This window comes from Psychromonas sp. SP041, from assembly GCF_000470315.2.
GTDB lineage: Bacteria > Pseudomonadota > Gammaproteobacteria > Enterobacterales > Psychromonadaceae > Psychromonas.
Map to the genome: position 1 here is coordinate 162,222 of NZ_CBRF02000003.1, position 18,828 is coordinate 181,049.

The window sequence follows — 18,828 nt, forward strand, 5'->3', positions numbered from 1 at the left end:
AATCGATTACGATTCTATGACGTCACGAAGTACTTTCTCGCTAACATTATCAAATAATGCACTTGTTCCTACAGAAGTCGGTAAAACCAAACGTAATTGACCATTAAGCACTTTTTTATCTAATTGCATATGTTCAGCAAAATGCTTGTATTGCATATCAGCAGGCGCAGCCAACGGTAAATCAAATGCTTCAATTAAATCAATGATTTGTTCTACATCGCTATGGTCTACTAACCCTAGGATATAAGAAGTTTCAGCAGCTAAGACCATTCCAACAGCTACCGCTTCACCATGCAACCAGTTACCATAACCTTGTTCAGCTTCAATAGCGTGACCAAAAGTATGACCCAGATTTAATAGAGCGCGAATGCCATGTTCTTTTTCATCTAACGCTACAACTTCAGCTTTAATAGCACAGCAACGCTTAAGCATATAAACAATTGCCGTTGGATCAAGTGATTTAATAGCTTCTATATTTGACTCTAACCAGCTAAAAAAGTCTTTATCATAAATGATACCGTACTTAATCACTTCAGCCATACCGGCTGCAAACTCACGAGCAGGCAGTGTTTTTAAACACTCAATATCAATGATAACGGCCTGTGGTTGATAAAAAGCACCAATCATGTTTTTACCAAGCGGATGATTTACGGCCGTTTTACCACCGACTGAAGAATCAACTTGTGATAATAAGGTCGTTGGTATTTGTACAAATGCAATACCACGCTGATAACAAGCAGCTGCAAAGCCTGCCATATCACCAATAACACCACCACCTAATGCAACAATGGTTGTATCTCGCGCATGTTTTTTTTCTAATAATGCACTTAATATTATTTCGAATGTGTTTAATGTTTTATATTGCTCGCCATCAGGTAAAATAACTTCATCAATTTGATAATCTTTTAATGTGCTTTTACAAGCCTCTAAATACAGAGGTGCAACAACATCATTAGTCACAATCATGACTTTTTTGCCTTTTATCGCACTACTAAAAAGCGAAGTATCTGACAACAAATTTGAACCAATAGAGATTGGGTAACTACGATCACCTAGATCAACGAGTAATTTTTCCATTAAAAATCCAGTAGAGCAATAATTTGACTCGCAACAACTTTTGCACTTTGCTCGTCAGTTTCAATAGTATAATCCGCAGCTTCTTCATAAAGTGCGTTGCGTTTTTCTGCTAATGTTTCTAGTACAGATTGTGGATCGTCTGTCTGTAAAAGTGGTCTGCGTTTATCTTTTAGTGTTCTTGCAAGCTGCTTTTGAACACTTGTTTTTAAATAGACAACAATACCTCGAGCCGACAGATGAGTTCTATTTTCCTGTCTAATAACTGCTCCGCCGCCCGTCGCTAAAACAATACCATGTCTCTTAGTTAGCTCGTCTAACATCTCTTGTTCGCGACTTCTAAAACCTTCCTCGCCTTCAACGTCGAAAACCCAAGCGATATCAGCGCCAGTTTTGCGTTCAATTTCACTATCTGAATCAAGGAAATCTAAATGCAGCATTTGTGCAAGTTGACGGCCAATTGTGCTTTTACCAGCCCCCATTGGGCCAATTAAAAATATATTACGCTGTTCTGCCATGTTAAATTTTTACTCAAGTGGTTGATTACTGGGAAACCCCTTAAAAATTAAAGAGAAGTACCTTATTATCGCAATTGTTAACAATATATTGCAAGCCATAAAAAAATAAGCCTGAAGGTAAACTTCAGGCTTATTCAATACTAAACGAATTTAATACTTAATATTTTGTTTGCATAACAATACGCGGTGTAACAAAAATTAATAATTCTGACTTACTATTGTCGGTTACTGAATTTCTAAATAAGAAGCCAAGATAAGGAATATCACCTAAAAATGGCACTTTACTGACGGTATCTGTAATTTGCTGTTGATAAATACCACCCAAAACTAAGGTTTCACCATTATCGACTAATACCTGAGTTTGAATTTCTTGTGTATCAATAGAAACTGACTCACCATCATTTGTTATAATCGTTTCACCAACAGAGTCTTGAGTAATCACGAGATCTAGAATCAATTTATTATCAGGTGTAATTTGTGGCGTTACTTGCAAACTTAGTACCGCTTTTTTAAAACTAATTGATGTCGCACCTGATGATGAAGATTCTACAAAAGGAATTTCAGTACCCTGCTCAATATAAGCAGTTTGTTGGTTAAGTGTTGTAATACGTGGACTTGCTATAATTTCAGCTTTACTTTCTTGTTCCAAAGCAGATAGTTCTAGATCTAGAATATTACCATTCGCTAATCTAGCAACTTGAAATCCAAGTGTACCGGCTGCTGAAGGTAGAGGTAAATTAACATCTAAAGTATTCAAGGTGGTATCTTGACCAGTACTATTTGAAAGCCCCCAGGTAATACCTAAGTCTTCGCCGACAGAGTCACTAACGGTTACCATTCTAGCTTCAATAACAACTTGTCGCACGGCAACGTCTAAAACATCAATAATTTCTTTAACAGAGTCGATTACAGCGGCAGTATCTTTAATTAATAAAGTATTCGTACGTGTATCAACTGTTACATTACCACGTTCTGACAGTAAACTTGCATTTTGACCTGATAACATAGTTGCAATCGTAGCGGCCTTTGCATAATTAATTTGTATAAACTCAGAATATAGTGGAGATAAAGCAGCAACTTCATTATTAGATTCTAGTTGTTCCCTTTCTTTTGCAGCAAGTTCAGCAGCAGGAGCGATCATTAGAACGTTCCCATCCATACGCTTACCTAAGCCTCTCACCTTAAGAATAATATCTAACGCTTGTTCCCAAGGAACATCATCAAGACGTAAAGTGATATTACCGCTGACTGAGTCAGTAATAACTAAGTTAAAGCCATTAAAATCAGCAATTAACTGTAATACTGTACGTACTGGAATATCTTGGAAATTCAAAGAAATAGCTTTCCCTTCATAAGGAGTGTCGGCTTTATCTTCGGGCTTTTTAGAGACTTCAACCATAAACAAAGTATCTAGTTGGTCATAACGATAATTATATTCATCTTTAATGTTAAAAATAAAACGTGTTTTTCCATTTTCTCGGAACGTTTCTATTTTTTCCACTGTGGTGGCAAAATCGACAACATCCATGATGTATAAGAAGTCATCTGGGATATAAGTACTTTGAAATTCAACAATTAATTGTTGGTCACGACGCTGTATATCAACAGCAACACTTGAGTTATCTAAGTAAACAAACAGTTTACCTTGACCTTCTGAACCTCGTTTAAAATCAATATCTGAAATAGTATTAACATAACCTTTAGGTCTATCAATCAAGGCCGCTTTACGTGCTTTCTCAGCAGCTTCATTCAGTGTTCGTTGTGCAGTTTGGTCGCCTGTATTTTGAATAATTGCAGCCGCTACTGCTGACTCAGCTTCAGTAGCAACAGATCTTTTTTCAGTATCTCCGAAGCGAACTACTAAATTTCGGCCTTGATCAGAAACATAGTAAGGCATTAAATCGTCAATCATAATGACTAAGCGCAATCCACCATTCATGCGTATTGCTTCAACACTTTCGACACCGCTTTTATTGATATTGATAGGGTTTAATTCAAGTAATGAACTAGCATCTTGCACATCAATGACTAGTTTATTTGGACGATAATGTAATTTCTCTGTGTAAGTCGAGATTTCCTCATTGAATTCAAAATTTAACTCAAACTTCCCTTCCGAAAGAGGATTGACATTAAGTTTTATTAATTGTGACTCAGCAACTGAGAAAGAAGATACAAATAACAAAGCTATACCCACACTCAACAATATTATTTGTTTAAGATTTCTAAATTTCATGTTTTCCATTTCATCCCTGATTAACTTCATTCCGATACCAATGTCATTTGAGTAACACGCTCTTCCCAACAACCATTTCTATCTGGTGCTAACTCTAATAGATCTATTTTATCTTTGTTTATTTTTAGTACTTTTCCATAATTTAAACCAAGATAATTACCTGGTCTAACTTTATGGACTTCACTACCAGAAACTTGAACAAGAGCCCATAGCTCACCATCAATCGATAGCGTTCCTTTCATCTGCATTAACCCAAGCGAGTACAATTCCAAAGCTTGCTTTTTACGATCAAAATTAGGCTGAGGACAACTTTTAGGAGTATCCTTCACTTCAGTAACGACTTCAAGTTGTGGTTGTGAAAAAGGGTTTCTTTCACCTTCTTGAGTAAAGTTAAGGGTATCAATTTTTTTAAGTGTAGGTACTTCATTTTTTACAGGATAAACTTTAGATTCGGTATCATCAACAAATACATGTAAATCATCAAGATTTGCTTCCGCACAAGAAAATAGTAAAAACACCAATGATAGAGGCAATAGCTGCTTCATTATTTCTTCCCTTTATAACGATATGTTTTAGCAACGATATCTAACATTAGCGTATCTTTATCGTTATGCTTTAAACGCAAGTTATCTAATATAACAATACGAGGTAAAGCGGCAATGTCAGCAGAAAACTTCCCTAATTGCTCATAAGTACCAATAACTTTAATACTAATAGGCACTTCTTCAGCAAGTTCTAATTGTTTTTTTACACCCCAATTAAGACTTTTAAACTGCAAACCATTATTAGCACCAATAAAACCAACATCATCTAACAAACTAGCGAGTTCTTTTTTACTTGGTAGTTTGTTAACTAGCCCATCTAATATTACTGAAATTTCAATCATTTGTTCGCGATAAGCTTCAAGATTTGAAGACAATGCTGCTTTTACTTTGAATTCATTTTTTAGCGTTAATTCTTTTGCTTCTACTTTATCTAATTGCTTAAGTTGATCTTCAATAATGTAATAATAGAAACCACCAATCAAAAGACAACAGGTTATTATTACCACAATCGATTTATGAAGCTTCGGCCAACTGCCTATATTTTCTAGATCCATATCATTAATATGCATGACTATTTCCTATCTTCAGGAAGAACAATAAAGTTCATAGAGAAATTATATAACTTGATTGGTTTTGTTGGTCCGCTAACGATAGAAGGTAATGAAGCGTCTCCTAACCAACCAGAGCTATCAACATTTCTTACCATGTTACTTACTTGTCCCGTCGAATCAGAAAGACCTTTTACACTAATAGCGTCATTATTAAAATTAATCGAATTAACATAAACACCTGGAGGTGTTACAACAGGTAATGTATTGAAAAAACGAGTGATAATATTACGTTGTAATTCCAACTCTTGAATAAGATTTATTCGACGTACTAGTTCAGCTTTTTCTTTTTTAATGTTTTTTATTTCTGCAATGCGTCGGTCCAAAATAATAGTTCTAGTTTGTAAAAACTCATTTCGTTCATTTTGCGCACTAATCAAAGAATCTACATACATTTTTCCTGTAAAAGAAAAACCTAATGCAACTAAGCAACTACAGCCTAATAAAATAAAGAAAGCAATTTTTTTCTTCTTTTTATAATTTTCACGCCAAGGTAATAAGTTAATATTCGACATTATGAAAAACTCCTCAATGCCAAACCTAATGCCATCATATATTTAGGCCCAGATTCTTTTAATAATTTTTTGTCTAATTCATTCTTACATTCAAGTCCTAAAGAGGGGTTTGCCACTTCGACTTGTATATCTAACTCTTCTTGTAATTGCTTCGCTAACTCATCCATTAAGACTCCTCCACCTGTTAATATCAGTTTGCTAATATCAACTTTGTTAGGAGCGTTAGTAAACATACGTAAGTCGAAACGTAAATGATTGATAGTCATATTAACAAATGGAGTAATAACATCGACATCGCAATCAATAGGTAAATCGTTCTCAATTTTTACTCTTTCCGCTTCCGGAGCAGTTAAACCATAGCGCTCTGCAATCATTTGACTACACACGGCACCACCATGGTTCTTACTTCGAGTAAAGATAACGTTACCTTGATACAGAATATTGAGCATCATTTGAGAAGCGCCAATATCAACAATAGCAATGCCTTTATTATAATCATCAGAGGTGATAACAAGCTCTGCAGAGCGAGCTAATGCATGACTAGCAATATCCACGATAGTTGTATTTAAGCCACTTTCATCAACACACTGAGCTTGAGATAAGACACGCTCTTTCCGAGCAGCGCTCACGAGAATGTCATTTAAGGACGGGTCATTGCTGTTCGGTCCCATTATTTCGAAATCAATAAAGATTTCATCTAATGGAAAAGGAATACTGTTTTCAGCTTCAATTTCGACGCGCGATTCTAAATCTAGCTCACTAAGAGAGTCGTTCATTGTCATTACTTTTGTGATGACATCAGATCCCGTGACAGCGATTGCAACGTTTTTATAATTTGAAGGGAAACTTTTACGTAGTTGTTTTATGATCGCAGTAATTTTATCAATATCTTCAAATCGATTATCGACAATAAGCCCTTTTGCTAAAGGTGCTTCTGCAATACCATCTACATGGTATGTTCCTTGTCCTTTTGAGATTGCAATTGCTTTGATTGAATTCGAACCGAAATCAATACCAATAACACTACTCGAACCTAATTTTTTAAATCCAAAAAACATAATTTCCTTGCTGCATTAAGCATTAATAAGTTTTTTTTAAATTAATATACAATAATAAGTTTAAATTCGACAATTTCCAAGCTGATAAGTCACAGTTCACTCTTTAACTCATGATTTATAACTATATACTACATACTCAATATATCGAACATAAAAGTGACTTAGTCACTCTATCAATGGAATTATTTAAATATGATGAAATGGATCAAGCGACTTTTCATAGTAGCTATTATCTTTGCGTTATTAGGTATAGCAACAGTAGCGGTCATTTATTATCAACTAAAATCTGACTTGCCTGATGTAACTAGTATTCAAGATATACCGTTACAAGTTCCAATGAAGGTATTAAGCAAAGATGGTGAGCTAATTTCACAATTTGGTGAAAAAAGACGTATTCCATTAGTACGCGAAGATATACCAGATCAATTAGCTAACGCATTTATTGCAACAGAAGATAGCCGATTTTATCAACATGTCGGTATGGACCCTATTGGTATACTACGTGCCGCCAGTGTTTACATTATGTCTGGTAGCGCTAAGCAAGGTGCAAGTACGATCACACAGCAGGTTGCTAGAAATTTCTTTTTAACCAATGAAAAAACAATTATTCGTAAAGTTCGAGAAATTTTCATTGCCATTCAAATTGAGCAAATTTTAACGAAAGATGAAATATTAATGCTTTATCTTAATAAAATTGCACTGGGTCATCGTTCTTTTGGTGTCGGTGCTGCTGCACAAGTTTATTTTGGTAAAGCAGTTTCAGATCTTACGTTATCAGAAATGGCGGTGTTAGCAGGTCTTCCAAAAGCGCCATCACGTCTAAATCCTATTTACTCTCTCAAAAATGCAACTGAACGTCGTAATATCGTGTTAGTACGAATGTTAGACGAAGGTTACATTACAGATAAAGAGTATCAAGATGCACGCAATGAAGTCGTCATAAGTAATTACCACGGTGCTGAAATAACACTGTCTGCACATTACGTAGCAGAAATAGCACGTAATAAATTAATCGAATTATACGGCGAAGAGAAAAGTTATAACGAAGGCTTTAATGTTTACACGACTATAACGAAAAAAGCACAAGAAGCTGCAAATCAAGCTGTTACTGAGAATCTATACAATTACGATACGCGACATGGCTACCGTGGCCCTAGCAAAGTATTATGGGAAGACAGTGAAACACCATGGACAACAGAAAAAATTACTAAGGCTTTATCAAAAGAAAGCAACATAGCCGATTTACATGCTGCAGTTGTTGTCGCTGTTAATAAAAAAAGTATTGATGTCATCATTAAAGGTCAAAAACAGAAAAAATCAACTATTGAATGGGATGGTTTAAGCTGGGCTCGCCCATTTAAAACAGATTCAAGACAAGGATACCCGCCCAAAGAAGCAAAAAATATTGTAAAAGTAGGAGAACAAATCTGGGTTCGAGAAATTGAAGTAGAAGATAAAGAAAAATCAACGACCATTAAACAACTACAGTTGTCTCAATACCCGGCAGTAAGTGCAGCGTTTGTTTCTCTAAATCCACAAGATGGTGCCATTACTTCAATGGTCGGTGGTTTCAATTTTGCACAAAGTAAATTTAACCGTGTAACTCAAGCCAAACGACAAGTTGGTTCTAATATAAAACCTTTTATTTATTCTGCAGCACTTGATAATGGTTATACACTTGCAACATTAGTAAGTGATACACCGATTAGTCAATGGAGTGGTGATGAATCTTGGCGCCCTAAAAACTCGCCAGCAGTATATGCAGGTCCAATCCGTTTACGTCAAGCATTAGGGCAATCTAAAAATGTTGTTTCTGTACGTTTAGTAGAATACTTAGGACTTACTAAAGTCATCGATCAGCTTGTTAAGTTTGGCTTTAATGAAGATGACATGCCAAGAAGTAACTCTCTCGCATTAGGTTCGGCATCAATGACCCCTATCGAGCTTGCCACAGGCTATGCCATTGTTGCGAATGGCGGATATAAAGTAGAACCTTATATAATAGAGCGCATTGAAGATGCTTATGGAACGGTACTGTATCAAGCAGAACCTAAAATTGCATGTCCAGAATGTATCAGTATCTATAAACAACAAGAAGCAGAAACGGATCCATTAGCTACTACCACCATCATTGACGGTGAAGCAGAAGTTTGTGCTATTTCACCTATTGATAAGGCGCAAATTGCCCCGTCAGCAATATCTCCAGAAACGGCCTTTTTGACGCGAGAACTCCTGCGAACAGCCGTTTGGGGTGGTGGAAACCGAAAAAACAAAACTAACTGGAACGGAACAGGCTGGAGAGCAGCTCGTGCTATCGGCAGACAAGATATGGGCGGAAAGACAGGTACAACAAATGATTCCAAAGATGCTTGGTTCTCAGGGTTTGTTGGCAACATGGTCGCAACCTCTTGGGTTGGATTCGATGATTTTAGTCGAGAGTTAGGTCGTGCAACTTACAATAGCAATTTAGGTAAAAACCAAGTAGCAGGCGGTGAATTTGGTGCGCGAACAGCATTACCCGCTTGGAATTACTTCATGGATAAAACAATGGCTGACCAGCCCGTTTATAAACCAGCTCGCCCACGATCAATTTCTAGTGTACGTATCGATGGAGCAACAGGTCTATTATCGACAGCAAGAGATGAAACAACATTATTTGAGTTCTTTAGAGCAGGTACGATACCGACTAACTACGTACCAGAGCCAATGTTCAGTGATTCGGATTCACAAGAAGGTGGATCTATTTTTGGCAATGAATTATTTTAACTAACTATGTTCAGGCTAAAAGAACTCATTAAATTGGCAGATAGATGAAAAGCCCTGTATTAATTGTGCAGGCTTTTTACTATCTGGTTTATTAATACCAACAACATACTCCACTCCAGCGGATTGAGCTGCCACTAATATTTTTTCACTATCATCAATAAAAACTGCTCTCGAAAAATCAGTATTAAGTTGTTTTTTCACTATCGACCAAAAATGTTGACTCTCTTTTGCATGGCCAATTTCATGACTGGAAATAATTAAGTCTACATGTGATAACAATTGGGTTTGCTGATCTTTTAGTTTAATGCCGCTAGGATGAGCATTAGTTAAAATAACAATTTTCTTATTAAGCTCTTTTAGTGTTTTTAAAAACCATAGCGTATCTTCACGCCACTGAATTTTATGTTTAAATTGATGTTGCAGTTGATGGATATCTACACCTAATGTTTTTGTCCAATAATCATAACAATACCAAGATAACGTTCCCGATACTTTTTTACACTCTTCAAATACAATATCAATTGCTCGTTCAAGAGAAATTTTATGGATAATTGCATATTGTTTTGGCACTAATTCTATCCAAAAATGAGAATCATAATGCAAATCTAACAAGGTTCCATCCATATCTAATAACACAAGATCGATATCTTTTTCTAACAGCATAATTTTCCTAAAAGAGTTAAGGTTGAATGGTGAACAGTAAATAAATCACTTCCAATAGATTTTAGTATTTAATCTTTAAAACTCACCCAACTAGACCCACTAAACCTGTGTAAATAATGACTCATTTGATGGAAGTTATATCGAACAAATAAGAGTTATAAACACTCAGAATGACCCAGATATCCATTTGAATTAACATAATACAGTATCGTAGAGACAATAAGCATTGTAAGATAACCTTTATATATACTAATAAAATCATGAGGCACCTATGAGTAGTTCTTCACAAACACTCCCTGAAATTTTAAATAAAAGTGTTGCAGCTTGTAGTCGATTTTTCAAAATTGAAACACTACAACTGAGATTTAGTAATGGTGAACAACGTGAATTTGAACGGATGCAAGGTGGTAATCAAGGTGCAGTCTTAGTCGTTCCTTTTTACGATAAAGAAACAATCTTATTGATACGTGAATATGCAGCAGGTACACATAGTTACGAATTAGGGTTTCCAAAAGGATTGATTGATCCAGGTGAAACACCTGTAGAAGCGGCTAACCGTGAATTAAAAGAAGAAGTTGGTTTTGGTGCAAAAGAATTTACCGAGTTAAAAAAGGTAGTCATGGCGCCGAGTTACTTCAGTAGTGAAATGACGCTTTTTATGGCGAAGGACTTATATCCTGAAAGCTTAATTGGTGATGAACCAGAACCATTAGAAGTAATTAAATGGCCATTAAGCAAAGCTGATGAATTACTTAATCGAGATGACTTTCAAGAAGCACGTAGCATTAGTGCTTTGTTATGGGTAATGAAAAACTACAAATAGAAAATCAATCAAGACTAGGCAGTATTCATATACCGCCTAGTATTTTAAAAGTTCGTTTCTGTATTTAAAAATTTAAAATTGAAATACGCCGTTTAAAATAAACGATTTAAACCATTTAATGCCGCAACTCGATATGCTTCGGCCATTGTTGGATAATTAAAGGTCGTATTAGCAAAATATTCAATCGTATTGCCTTCACCTTCTTGTTCCATGATCGCTTGTCCGATATGAATAATCTCCGCCGCACGCTCTCCAAAACAATGAATGCCTAATATTTCTTTCGTTTCACGATGGAATAATATTTTCAAACTGCCCACATCAGATCCTAAAATTTGTGAACGCGCTAAATCTTTAAATTGTGCTCGGCCAACTTCATACGGTACTTGTTGCTGGGTGAGCATTTGCTCTGTTTTACCTACCGAACTAATTTCAGGAATGGTATAAATACCAGTAGGAATATCTTTAATAAGTTTTCTTTTACCTTCACCCGTAATAATCAAGTTTGCCGCTATTCGACCTTGATCATACGCTGCACTTGCAAGACTCGGGTAACCGATAACATCGCCTACCGCATAAATATTATCAACCGATGTTTGGTAATGTTCATTAATCGCTAATTGGCCACGGCTATCTGGTTTCAAACCTACTGCTTGTAAATTCAATAAATCAGTATTGCCTGTTCGACCGTTGGCATAAAGCAAACAATCTGCTTTCATTTTTTTACCTGATTTAAAATGGATTACAACCCCATCAGATGATGATTCTACTTTTTCATATTCTTCATCATGACGTAAAATCATGCCTGAATTTCTAAAATGGTAAGATAAAGCATCTGACATTTCTGCATCTAAAAATGATAATAATCGATCTCGTGTATTTACTAAATCAGTCTTAACACCTAATCCTCTAAAGATTGAAGCATATTCACAGCCAATAACACCAGCACCATAAATAACAATATGCTGTGGTTGGTAGTCTAACGATAAAATCGTATCACTGTCATAAACATTAGCTGAATTAAAATCAATATCATCCGGGTGATAAGGGCGTGATCCTGTTGCAATAACAACATCTTTAGTTGTAATAACTTCTACAGACCCATCTGGATTTTTCACTTTTACTGAATGCTTATCGACAAAAGATGCTTCACCAAAATGTAATGTACAGTTATTACGATTATAAAAACTACTACGCATTTTAACTTGTTTGCCGATTACTTGTGCCGTATGACGAAGCACATCGGCGAAAGTAAACTCTTGTTTTTGTGGGTAATTATTTGTAAATAACGCATTATTCTTCAGTTCAATCAACTGCGTTACACTATGACGAAGTGCTTTTGAAGGAATCGTTCCCCAGTGAGTACAACCGCCGCCTATATCACGATACTTTTCAACTACTGCGACACGCTTACCTGCTTTTGCAAGCTTCATCGCCGAACCTTCTCCGCCTGGACCAGTACCAATAACAATGACATCATAATCGTAATTTACAGGAGCAGTTTTTTGATTCTTTGGAGTTGACATTAGACGACCTCAAGTTGGAATATAACTTATATTAACAATTTGATAGCATTTGTCACACATTCTTACAACAAAGTTAGCGGTAAACCTTTTATAAATAGTCTATTGTTATTGTTTAAGTATCTTTAACTTCTCACATACACTATAAATGTAAGAAATAGGTATTAGTTCATGTTATTTTTAGTTTTTAAAACAGTCACACTAAAGGAGTAATGACAATGCAAGACAGCAACACATCTGCACAACAAGAGAGTAACATATCTATAAAATGGTTAATTTATGCTTTTTTAATAGGGTTATCGACAAATGCGTGTTTTTCCATTTTAACCATTTCTCAAGTAACCTTTTCTCTTTTTCCATTTTTCACGCTATTTTTTGCAATCAGTCACTTTTACCGTTTATATGTTCACGAAGCGAATAATGAAGGAAGCATCAGACCTGCATGGGCTGCATTTTTCATTGGATTATTTTCTTACTCAGCCTTCACTAGTGCTTTATACCCAGAACTAGGCTCAAATTTTATATCTATCACTATCGCACTTATTTTGGCTATTTGGTTAATGTATAAAGTAATGTTTGGCGACAAACATTACTCTGCGTAATTGTTATATAAAAGGTAAAAAAATGGATTATATTACTCGCAATATACCAAAATCTAAGAAGATCGCTTTAGTTGCACATGATCATATGAAAGAGTTATTAATTAACTGGGCTTCGAAAAGAACAGATCAATTAAAACAGCATGAACTGTTTGCGACAGGCACCACTGGTGTCTTGTTAACAAAACAAACAGGCTTGCCTGTAGAGTGTCTTTTATCGGGTCCGATGGGTGGAGATCAACAACTTGGTTCTAAAATAGCTGAGGGGAAACTCGATGCACTAATTTTTTTCTGGGACCCAATGAATGCAGTACCACATGACACAGATGTGAAAGCACTTTTACGCTTAGCGGCAGTATGGAATATTCCTATTGCGACTAATATAGCAACAGCCGACTTTATTATGGACTCAGTTCATATTGATAAAGACTACGCTACACGTATTCCTGATTACCAAGGTTACTTGCTCGAACGTACACAATAGACCTTGGAGATTGACGTGCAAAGCTTAACAGATATTTATATTTACCCAATAAAATCCACTAAAGGTGTGCAGTTACCTCAAACGTTTGTTGAAGAGAAAGGTTTGAAGGATGATAGACGTTACATGTTAGTGGATCTTGATGGCCAATTTATCACTGGACGTACTCACCCTCAATTAACTCAGGTGAACATAGAGTTTTCCAGAAAAGGCTTATTTGTTAGTGCCCCTAATCAAACAAGTTTTTATATCCAACAAGAAGACTTTACAGAACAAACATTAACCGTTGATATTTGGTCTGACACTTTACAGGCACAACATTGCCATGCAGATTATGATCGTTGGTTTTCAACGTTTCTAAAGCAAGATTGCAAACTTGTTTATTTTTCTGATAGCAGTATGCGTTGTGTTAAAAACAAACAAACTCAAGTTAGTTTTGCTGATGGTTATCCACTATTAATCATTAACCAAGCATCGGTTGATCAACTAAACACTCACTTAGAAACGCCTGTTAGTGCCTTACACTTTCGACCTAATTTAATCGTCAGAGGAGATGCTCCTTTTATTGAAGATAATTGGGCTCGCATTAAGATAGGAGAAGTAGAATTTGAGGTTAGTAAACCTTGTTCTCGTTGTATTTTTACTAATGTTGACCCTAAGACTGGTATTGCAGATCTCGAACAGCCGCTTAAAACTCTTGCCCAATTTAGATTCCATGAAGGTGAAATCGATTTCGGACAAAATTTAATACCGTTAAATGAAGGTATGATCCGTAATGGTGACCCAGTACAAGTACTGGAGACGAAAGAAGCGCCTGTATATCACTCAATGATCAACGACCTAGAAAGCAATAAAAAAGAAGTGAAGATACACTTTTCAGTGACTGATATTGAAGTGACAGGAAACAATCAACAACCTTTATTAGACCAAGCTGAGCTTGCTGGTGTTAATATTCCATTTTCATGCAGAGGGGGTAAGTGTGGTCGTTGTAAAACGAAATTATTGTCCGGTGAGGTTAATGTGTTAAATAACCAAGGTTTGTTTGCAGAAGACATTGCAGCGGGTTATGTATTAGCTTGTAGTTGTATTCCAACATCAGATATTAGCATCGAGCATTAATACTTAAAAAATTCTAATCACTCTTTAATACTTTATATTGATTAGGGAGTGATTAGAATAATGATTATAATAGTGACTAGGTTTCATAGCAGCTATGTAGGGCATCCACTATGAAACTTAAAGTCATCATCATAACTACTGATTAACTCCCCTTCCAATTTCCCAAGAAATTGAATTCGCTCAGAGATATCCTTACCTGCTATTTGCTCTGCTAATGATAAGTAATCTTGATAGTGACGGGCTTCTGAACGTAATAACGAAAGGTAAAATTTATTTAAAATGGGATCTAAATGTGGTGCAATTTTAGCAAATCGCTCACAAGATCTCGCTTCAATATAAGCACTACAAATAAGCTTATCAATTAATGTATCCGGCTCATGTGTGGTGACATGCTTCAATAACTCTCTTGCATAGCGGCTAGAACCGACAAAATGAAAAGTGATATCTCGTGCCTGCATAATTTCTACAACTTGATAAAAATGGTGCAACTCTTCTTTAATTAACAAGATCATTTTATCAATCAAATCTTGCCCATAAGCAGTATTTGCTTTGGCGACTATTTTTTTAGATAAACTATTACTCGCTAACGTTTTCCAATCTCCTTGCTTACGATAAACAAAGTCATTGTAAGGCGTTAACCACGCCATTAGTGCATTATCACTTTCTTTATCTACAGCATAACGACGAACTAATAGCATCGCCGTTTGTGCTGCTTTTAACTCACAGATCATATGATCAACTAATAACGCCGATTGATTCTCAGCAAGCTTAGCTTTATCGACCCAAGCTTGCGGTGTCTCTACATGGAGAAACTGTTTAATCGGTGCTAACAATTGTTCATCTGCGTGCATTTAATAACGCTCAAATAATTTTAAGAGTGCATCACTGTTATCAGGAGCAAAGTTTTCTTCTTGCTCTTTACCATACACGCTGTCAGCTAATTTTTGCTTACGAGACTGTAATGCTAAAACACGTTCTTCAACCGTTTCTTCACAAATCAATTTATAAACAAACACCGGTTTATCTTGTCCAATTCGATACGCACGGTCAGTCGCTTGGTTTTCTACCGCAGGATTCCACCATGGGTCATAATGAATAACGGTGTCCGCAGCGGTTAAGTTAAGGCCTACACCACCCGCTTTTAATGAGATTAAGAAGACAGGTACATTACCTCCTTGGAACTTCTCAATCACTTCGCTTCGATTACGAGTTTGTCCTGTTAATTTAACAAAATCGATTCCTTTTTCCAGTAACGCTTCTTCAATTAACCCTAGCATTTGTGCAAATTGAGAGAAGATAAGAATACGTCGACCTTCTTCAACCATCTCTGGCACGATGTCCATTAAAAAGTCTAACTTAGCAGAACTCTTAATTTGTTTTGCATGCTCTAACTTCACTAAACGCGGGTCACAACAAGCTTGGCGTAATTTTAATAGAGCATCTAAAAACTCAATACGACTTCTTGCCATGCCTTTTTCACGTAATAAATCACGTACTTTTGCTTCCATCGTAATACGAATGCTTTCATATAATGTACGTTGATCATTTTGCAGTGCAATTTTATGAATAATTTCAGTTTTAGCTGGTAGCTCTTTAGCAACATCGTCTTTTGTTCGACGCAATAAGAAAGGTTTGGTTTTTTGAATTAACCATTGTTGAATTTGTTGATTACCCTCACCTTCAATGCCTTTACGGTAAACGCGGTTGAAAGTGCTATATGAACCTAAGAATCCAGGCATCAAGAAATCAAACAAAGACCATAGTTCACCTAAATGGTTTTCCATCGGTGTACCTGTTAAACATAAGCGCTGTTTAGCATCGATCAACTTGATACTTTTAGTCATTTTTGCGAGTGGATTTTTGATGGTTTGTGCTTCATCTAATATCAGGTCAGAAAAAGAAAAATCAGCAAACTCTTTAAAATCACGAGCAATCAGAGGATAAGTCGTTATAACAAGATCGTAGTCATTAATATCTTTAAAGAATTGATGACGGCTAACACCATGCAACACTAATACTTTTAAATCAGGTGTAAATTTAATCGCTTCGCTTAACCAGTTACCGACTAACGAAGTAGGACAAATAACCATGGCAGGCAATGTTAATAATTGCTGCTGCTTTTTATATAATAAATAAGCGAGCGTTTGTACTGTTTTACCTAGCCCCATATCATCGGCGAGTACACCAGAGAAACCATATTCATTTAAGAACATTAGCCAATTAAGGCCCTCTTTTTGATAGTCTCGTAACTCTGCAACGAGCCCTTCAGGAGTCGGTATTTCTTGGATACCACTAAAACTAGCTAATTTTTTTGCTAAATTTTGTACGTGTTCACCACCAACCCAACGATTAATGTCAGGTAACTGGGCTAATAATGCAGCTTGGTTTTGTGGTAGATTAATCTTACTTTCATTAACCTCCCCAAGCTCTTGCAAAATAGATAAAATCGGTTGGATAGATTCACGCTTAACACGTAATGGACGTCCATTGCCCTGTGCTAACAAGATATCGTAATTATTCTGCTGCCAATCTTCATTACTGCGAAGCCACTCTAATAACAGAGGTAATAGCTCAATACGCTTACCTTCAACTTCTATCGACACACCTAAATCAAACCAGTTGCCTTTTTCATCGATAGCAATATCAATACTATCAACCTGCTGGCTCTGTAAAGCTAAATCTTTAGCAATATCAAACTGCCAACCTAATACTTCTAAACGTGCTTTATGTGCGGTTAATAAAGACAACCATTGGAACTCTTGAGAGCCACCTAATTCAGGCGGTAAAATCCCCTGTACATCTTTACTAACGGTGTATTTTGGATCGTACATGTAAACATCAAGCAAACATAAATCATTAAACTCATTAAGCGCTAACACTTCAGCCTCAATATCACGAGTAATACTGACGATTTGGCTTTTATGCATGTATTGATTACGTTGTTTATCTTCTAGAATACTTGGTGTTAATAGCAGATCACCGTATTTGAAATATAAACGGCCTAAAAATAAAGGCTGAGACTTGATTGTTTGTACATCTAACTTAAAAATAACCTGTAGTTTTTCGTCTATAGGCTGAATATCGTAATGTTGTGGATTAGGTAAAACGTCTTGTGAAAAGCCTAATGACACTTCTTGTGTGAAGTGCGCACATTGCTCTTCACCAAGTGGCGGCGTTTGTAATAGAGAGAGTAACCAATCACGATTAAAATGCGTTTCAATTTCGCCAACTTGATGGCGCGTTAAATCATAAAAATAAGGTTTAGGCGTAGGAATTAATAACCATTCTTCGCAATCCTCTAAATTGACTGTTAATTGTTTTAGATCATCTTCAATTGACTGCCACTCGAGCTTCATTGGGCGTGAATTAGAAATTGTTATTTTCTGTTCTAAATGCTCCCAAAAACAGCGCCCTGTTTCTAATATTTTTTGTAAAGCAAGTAAGTCGAGCTCTGTTTTGATATAAGTCTTACCTAATTTAGCCGCTCGCCCTTCTTTGGTTAATAAAAGACGTAGTATTTCTACATCGACATCTTCAACCCACTTGAAGCTTTCCATCCAACTTTCATTGTCTGCGACGGAGACTAAATCTTTTTCACTAAACACATGCGTATTTTCACTTTTCAAAAAACGCACGGTGCCATATTCGACTTTTATATAACGATGTTCATGATTAAGTACTTTCTTATCAAAAGAAAAACGGAAATGACCTTGGTAAGCAGATGCTCTTATTTTTGCAGGAGCCGCCGCTTTTCCATTTAACATCTCATACCAAGTTTGGTAACTATTTTCGACGTTATAATTTGGAGTATCTGCTTGATAAGCTAATAATAAAGCCACAGCATGCTTACAGTTCCATCCCACAGGGCAAGAACAAGTGCTATGAATTATAAAACCACCTTTATTAGAAGGCTTTATTGACGCTTTAGTTTTATAAGGCGTTTCATGACTTCCTTTCACTAGCCCAACAAGAGCCTTACTCGATTCATCATAATCGCAGGCTAATACTCGACTTTCTTTAAAATAAAGGGTGCCTCGATCAATAATGTTACGACCAAAACTTGTAGAAATATCTTGCTGAGTTACTTTAGGCATCGGAAAAAACCATCTAAAAAACGGATCGTTAATGATAAAGAGATAGTAAGCATAAATAAAGCATTAATCACACAATTCAAAAATGAGGCAGATTCAAGTCTGAAGTGCATAACGACTAAACAGCTATAGCTGCCATATGTTCAGCCATTAATTTGGCTGGCGTATTGTAATCTAATTTCTTTCTTGGTCTTTCATTGAGTTTCACTATTACA

16 protein-coding genes are annotated in these 18,828 nt (G+C 36.1%); 5 read left to right on the top strand and 11 right to left on the bottom strand.

What is annotated here, in order from left to right; all coding sequences use genetic code 11:
• Nucleotides 1–6: 6 nt before the first annotated feature.
• The 7 genes from aroB to pilM form a co-directional block, all read right to left on the bottom strand.
• Nucleotides 7–1,077 (bottom strand): 3-dehydroquinate synthase, encoded by a 1,071-nt coding sequence (gene aroB / locus SP041_RS03160; RefSeq protein ID WP_137297373.1) that lies wholly within the window; start codon nt 1,075–1,077, stop codon nt 7–9.
• The gene (aroK, locus tag SP041_RS03165; RefSeq protein ID WP_137297374.1) at nt 1,077–1,592 is read right to left on the bottom strand and encodes a shikimate kinase AroK; all 516 of its coding nucleotides are present in this window, start codon (nt 1,590–1,592) and stop codon (nt 1,077–1,079) included. The genes aroB and aroK overlap by 1 nt, the downstream gene beginning before the upstream one ends.
• 157 nt (nt 1,593–1,749) lie before the next feature.
• Complete coding sequence (locus tag SP041_RS03170) at nt 1,750–3,855, bottom strand: type IV pilus secretin PilQ family protein (protein WP_240791408.1); 2,106 nt, start codon at nt 3,853–3,855, stop codon at nt 1,750–1,752.
• Complete coding sequence (locus tag SP041_RS03175; RefSeq protein WP_137297375.1) at nt 3,852–4,370, bottom strand: pilus assembly protein PilP; 519 nt, start codon at nt 4,368–4,370, stop codon at nt 3,852–3,854. Before SP041_RS03175 ends, SP041_RS03170 begins: the two co-directional genes overlap by 4 nt.
• A complete protein-coding gene (locus tag SP041_RS03180) occupies nt 4,370–4,939 on the bottom strand; it encodes a type 4a pilus biogenesis protein PilO (RefSeq protein ID WP_137297376.1) in 570 nt (189 codons plus the stop codon). Before SP041_RS03180 ends, SP041_RS03175 begins: the two co-directional genes overlap by 1 nt.
• Before the next feature lie 2 nt (nt 4,940–4,941).
• Nucleotides 4,942–5,493 carry a PilN domain-containing protein gene (locus tag SP041_RS03185; RefSeq protein ID WP_137297377.1) on the bottom strand — a complete coding sequence of 184 codons (552 nt, stop codon included), beginning with the start codon at nt 5,491–5,493 and terminating at the stop codon, nt 4,942–4,944.
• Nucleotides 5,493–6,551 carry a type IV pilus assembly protein PilM gene (gene pilM / locus SP041_RS03190; RefSeq protein ID WP_137297378.1) on the bottom strand — a complete coding sequence of 353 codons (1,059 nt, stop codon included), beginning with the start codon at nt 6,549–6,551 and terminating at the stop codon, nt 5,493–5,495. The genes SP041_RS03185 and pilM overlap by 1 nt, the downstream gene beginning before the upstream one ends.
• A 192-nt stretch (nt 6,552–6,743) precedes the next feature.
• Between pilM and SP041_RS03195 the strand changes: the two genes are divergently transcribed.
• On the top strand, nt 6,744–9,317 hold the full coding sequence (locus SP041_RS03195; protein WP_205961156.1) for a PBP1A family penicillin-binding protein: 2,574 nt from the start codon (nt 6,744–6,746) through the stop codon (nt 9,315–9,317).
• 15 nt (nt 9,318–9,332) lie between these two features.
• Here the strand turns inward: SP041_RS03195 and yrfG are convergent, their stop codons facing one another.
• Nucleotides 9,333–9,980, bottom strand: coding sequence for a GMP/IMP nucleotidase (gene yrfG, locus SP041_RS03200; protein WP_137297379.1), 648 nt, complete (start codon nt 9,978–9,980; stop codon nt 9,333–9,335).
• A gap of 271 nt (nt 9,981–10,251) precedes the next feature.
• Between yrfG and nudE the strand changes: the two genes are divergently transcribed.
• Nucleotides 10,252–10,803, top strand: coding sequence for an ADP compounds hydrolase NudE (gene nudE / locus SP041_RS03205; protein WP_137297380.1), 552 nt, complete (start codon nt 10,252–10,254; stop codon nt 10,801–10,803).
• Nucleotides 10,804–10,895: 92 nt separating this feature from the next.
• Here nudE and sthA read toward each other — a convergent pair whose 3' ends face one another.
• Complete coding sequence (sthA, locus tag SP041_RS03210; protein ID WP_137297381.1) at nt 10,896–12,326, bottom strand: Si-specific NAD(P)(+) transhydrogenase; 1,431 nt, start codon at nt 12,324–12,326, stop codon at nt 10,896–10,898.
• Nucleotides 12,327–12,541: 215 nt separating this feature from the next.
• Here sthA and SP041_RS03215 point away from each other — a divergent pair, with 215 nt between their 5' ends.
• Genes SP041_RS03215 through SP041_RS03225 form a run of 3 tightly spaced genes read left to right on the top strand, consistent with a single transcriptional unit; the run spans nt 12,542 to nt 14,522 of the window.
• The gene (locus tag SP041_RS03215) at nt 12,542–12,925 is read left to right on the top strand and encodes a YijD family membrane protein (protein ID WP_137297382.1); all 384 of its coding nucleotides are present in this window, start codon (nt 12,542–12,544) and stop codon (nt 12,923–12,925) included.
• Nucleotides 12,926–12,947: 22 nt separating this feature from the next.
• On the top strand, nt 12,948–13,406 hold the full coding sequence (locus SP041_RS03220; RefSeq protein ID WP_137297383.1) for a methylglyoxal synthase: 459 nt from the start codon (nt 12,948–12,950) through the stop codon (nt 13,404–13,406).
• A gap of 15 nt (nt 13,407–13,421) precedes the next feature.
• Nucleotides 13,422–14,522 carry a YcbX family protein gene (locus SP041_RS03225; protein ID WP_137297384.1) on the top strand — a complete coding sequence of 367 codons (1,101 nt, stop codon included), beginning with the start codon at nt 13,422–13,424 and terminating at the stop codon, nt 14,520–14,522.
• Between the two features lie 92 nt (nt 14,523–14,614).
• Here SP041_RS03225 and miaE read toward each other — a convergent pair whose 3' ends face one another.
• Entirely contained in the window at nt 14,615–15,373 is a 759-nt protein-coding gene (miaE, locus tag SP041_RS20980; RefSeq protein ID WP_205961157.1) for a tRNA isopentenyl-2-thiomethyl-A-37 hydroxylase MiaE, read from the bottom strand.
• Entirely contained in the window at nt 15,374–18,616 is a 3,243-nt protein-coding gene (locus SP041_RS03230) for a DEAD/DEAH box helicase (protein ID WP_205961158.1), read from the bottom strand.
• Nucleotides 18,617–18,828 lie beyond the last annotated feature (212 nt).

Bases quoted from the DNA above. Each gene is read 5' to 3' on its own strand.
- yrfG (WP_137297379.1), bottom strand. From the start codon at position 9,980: ATGCTGTTAGAAAAAGATATCGATCTTGTGTTATTAGATATGGATGGA.
- SP041_RS03180 (WP_137297376.1), bottom strand. From the start codon at position 4,939: ATGCATATTAATGATATGGATCTAGAAAATATAGGCAGTTGGCCGAAG.
- miaE (WP_205961157.1), bottom strand. From the start codon at position 15,373: ATGCACGCAGATGAACAATTGTTAGCACCGATTAAACAGTTTCTCCAT.
- pilM (WP_137297378.1), bottom strand. From the start codon at position 6,551: ATGTTTTTTGGATTTAAAAAATTAGGTTCGAGTAGTGTTATTGGTATT.
- nudE (WP_137297380.1), top strand. From the start codon at position 10,252: ATGAGTAGTTCTTCACAAACACTCCCTGAAATTTTAAATAAAAGTGTT.
- aroK (WP_137297374.1), bottom strand. From the start codon at position 1,592: ATGGCAGAACAGCGTAATATATTTTTAATTGGCCCAATGGGGGCTGGT.
- SP041_RS03230 (WP_205961158.1), bottom strand. From the start codon at position 18,616: ATGCCTAAAGTAACTCAGCAAGATATTTCTACAAGTTTTGGTCGTAAC.
- SP041_RS03170 (WP_240791408.1), bottom strand. From the start codon at position 3,855: ATGAAGTTAATCAGGGATGAAATGGAAAACATGAAATTTAGAAATCTT.
- SP041_RS03175 (WP_137297375.1), bottom strand. From the start codon at position 4,370: ATGAAGCAGCTATTGCCTCTATCATTGGTGTTTTTACTATTTTCTTGT.
- aroB (WP_137297373.1), bottom strand. From the start codon at position 1,077: ATGGAAAAATTACTCGTTGATCTAGGTGATCGTAGTTACCCAATCTCT.
- SP041_RS03215 (WP_137297382.1), top strand. From the start codon at position 12,542: ATGCAAGACAGCAACACATCTGCACAACAAGAGAGTAACATATCTATA.
- sthA (WP_137297381.1), bottom strand. From the start codon at position 12,326: ATGTCAACTCCAAAGAATCAAAAAACTGCTCCTGTAAATTACGATTAT.
- SP041_RS03195 (WP_205961156.1), top strand. From the start codon at position 6,744: ATGATGAAATGGATCAAGCGACTTTTCATAGTAGCTATTATCTTTGCG.
- SP041_RS03220 (WP_137297383.1), top strand. From the start codon at position 12,948: ATGGATTATATTACTCGCAATATACCAAAATCTAAGAAGATCGCTTTA.
- SP041_RS03185 (WP_137297377.1), bottom strand. From the start codon at position 5,493: ATGTCGAATATTAACTTATTACCTTGGCGTGAAAATTATAAAAAGAAG.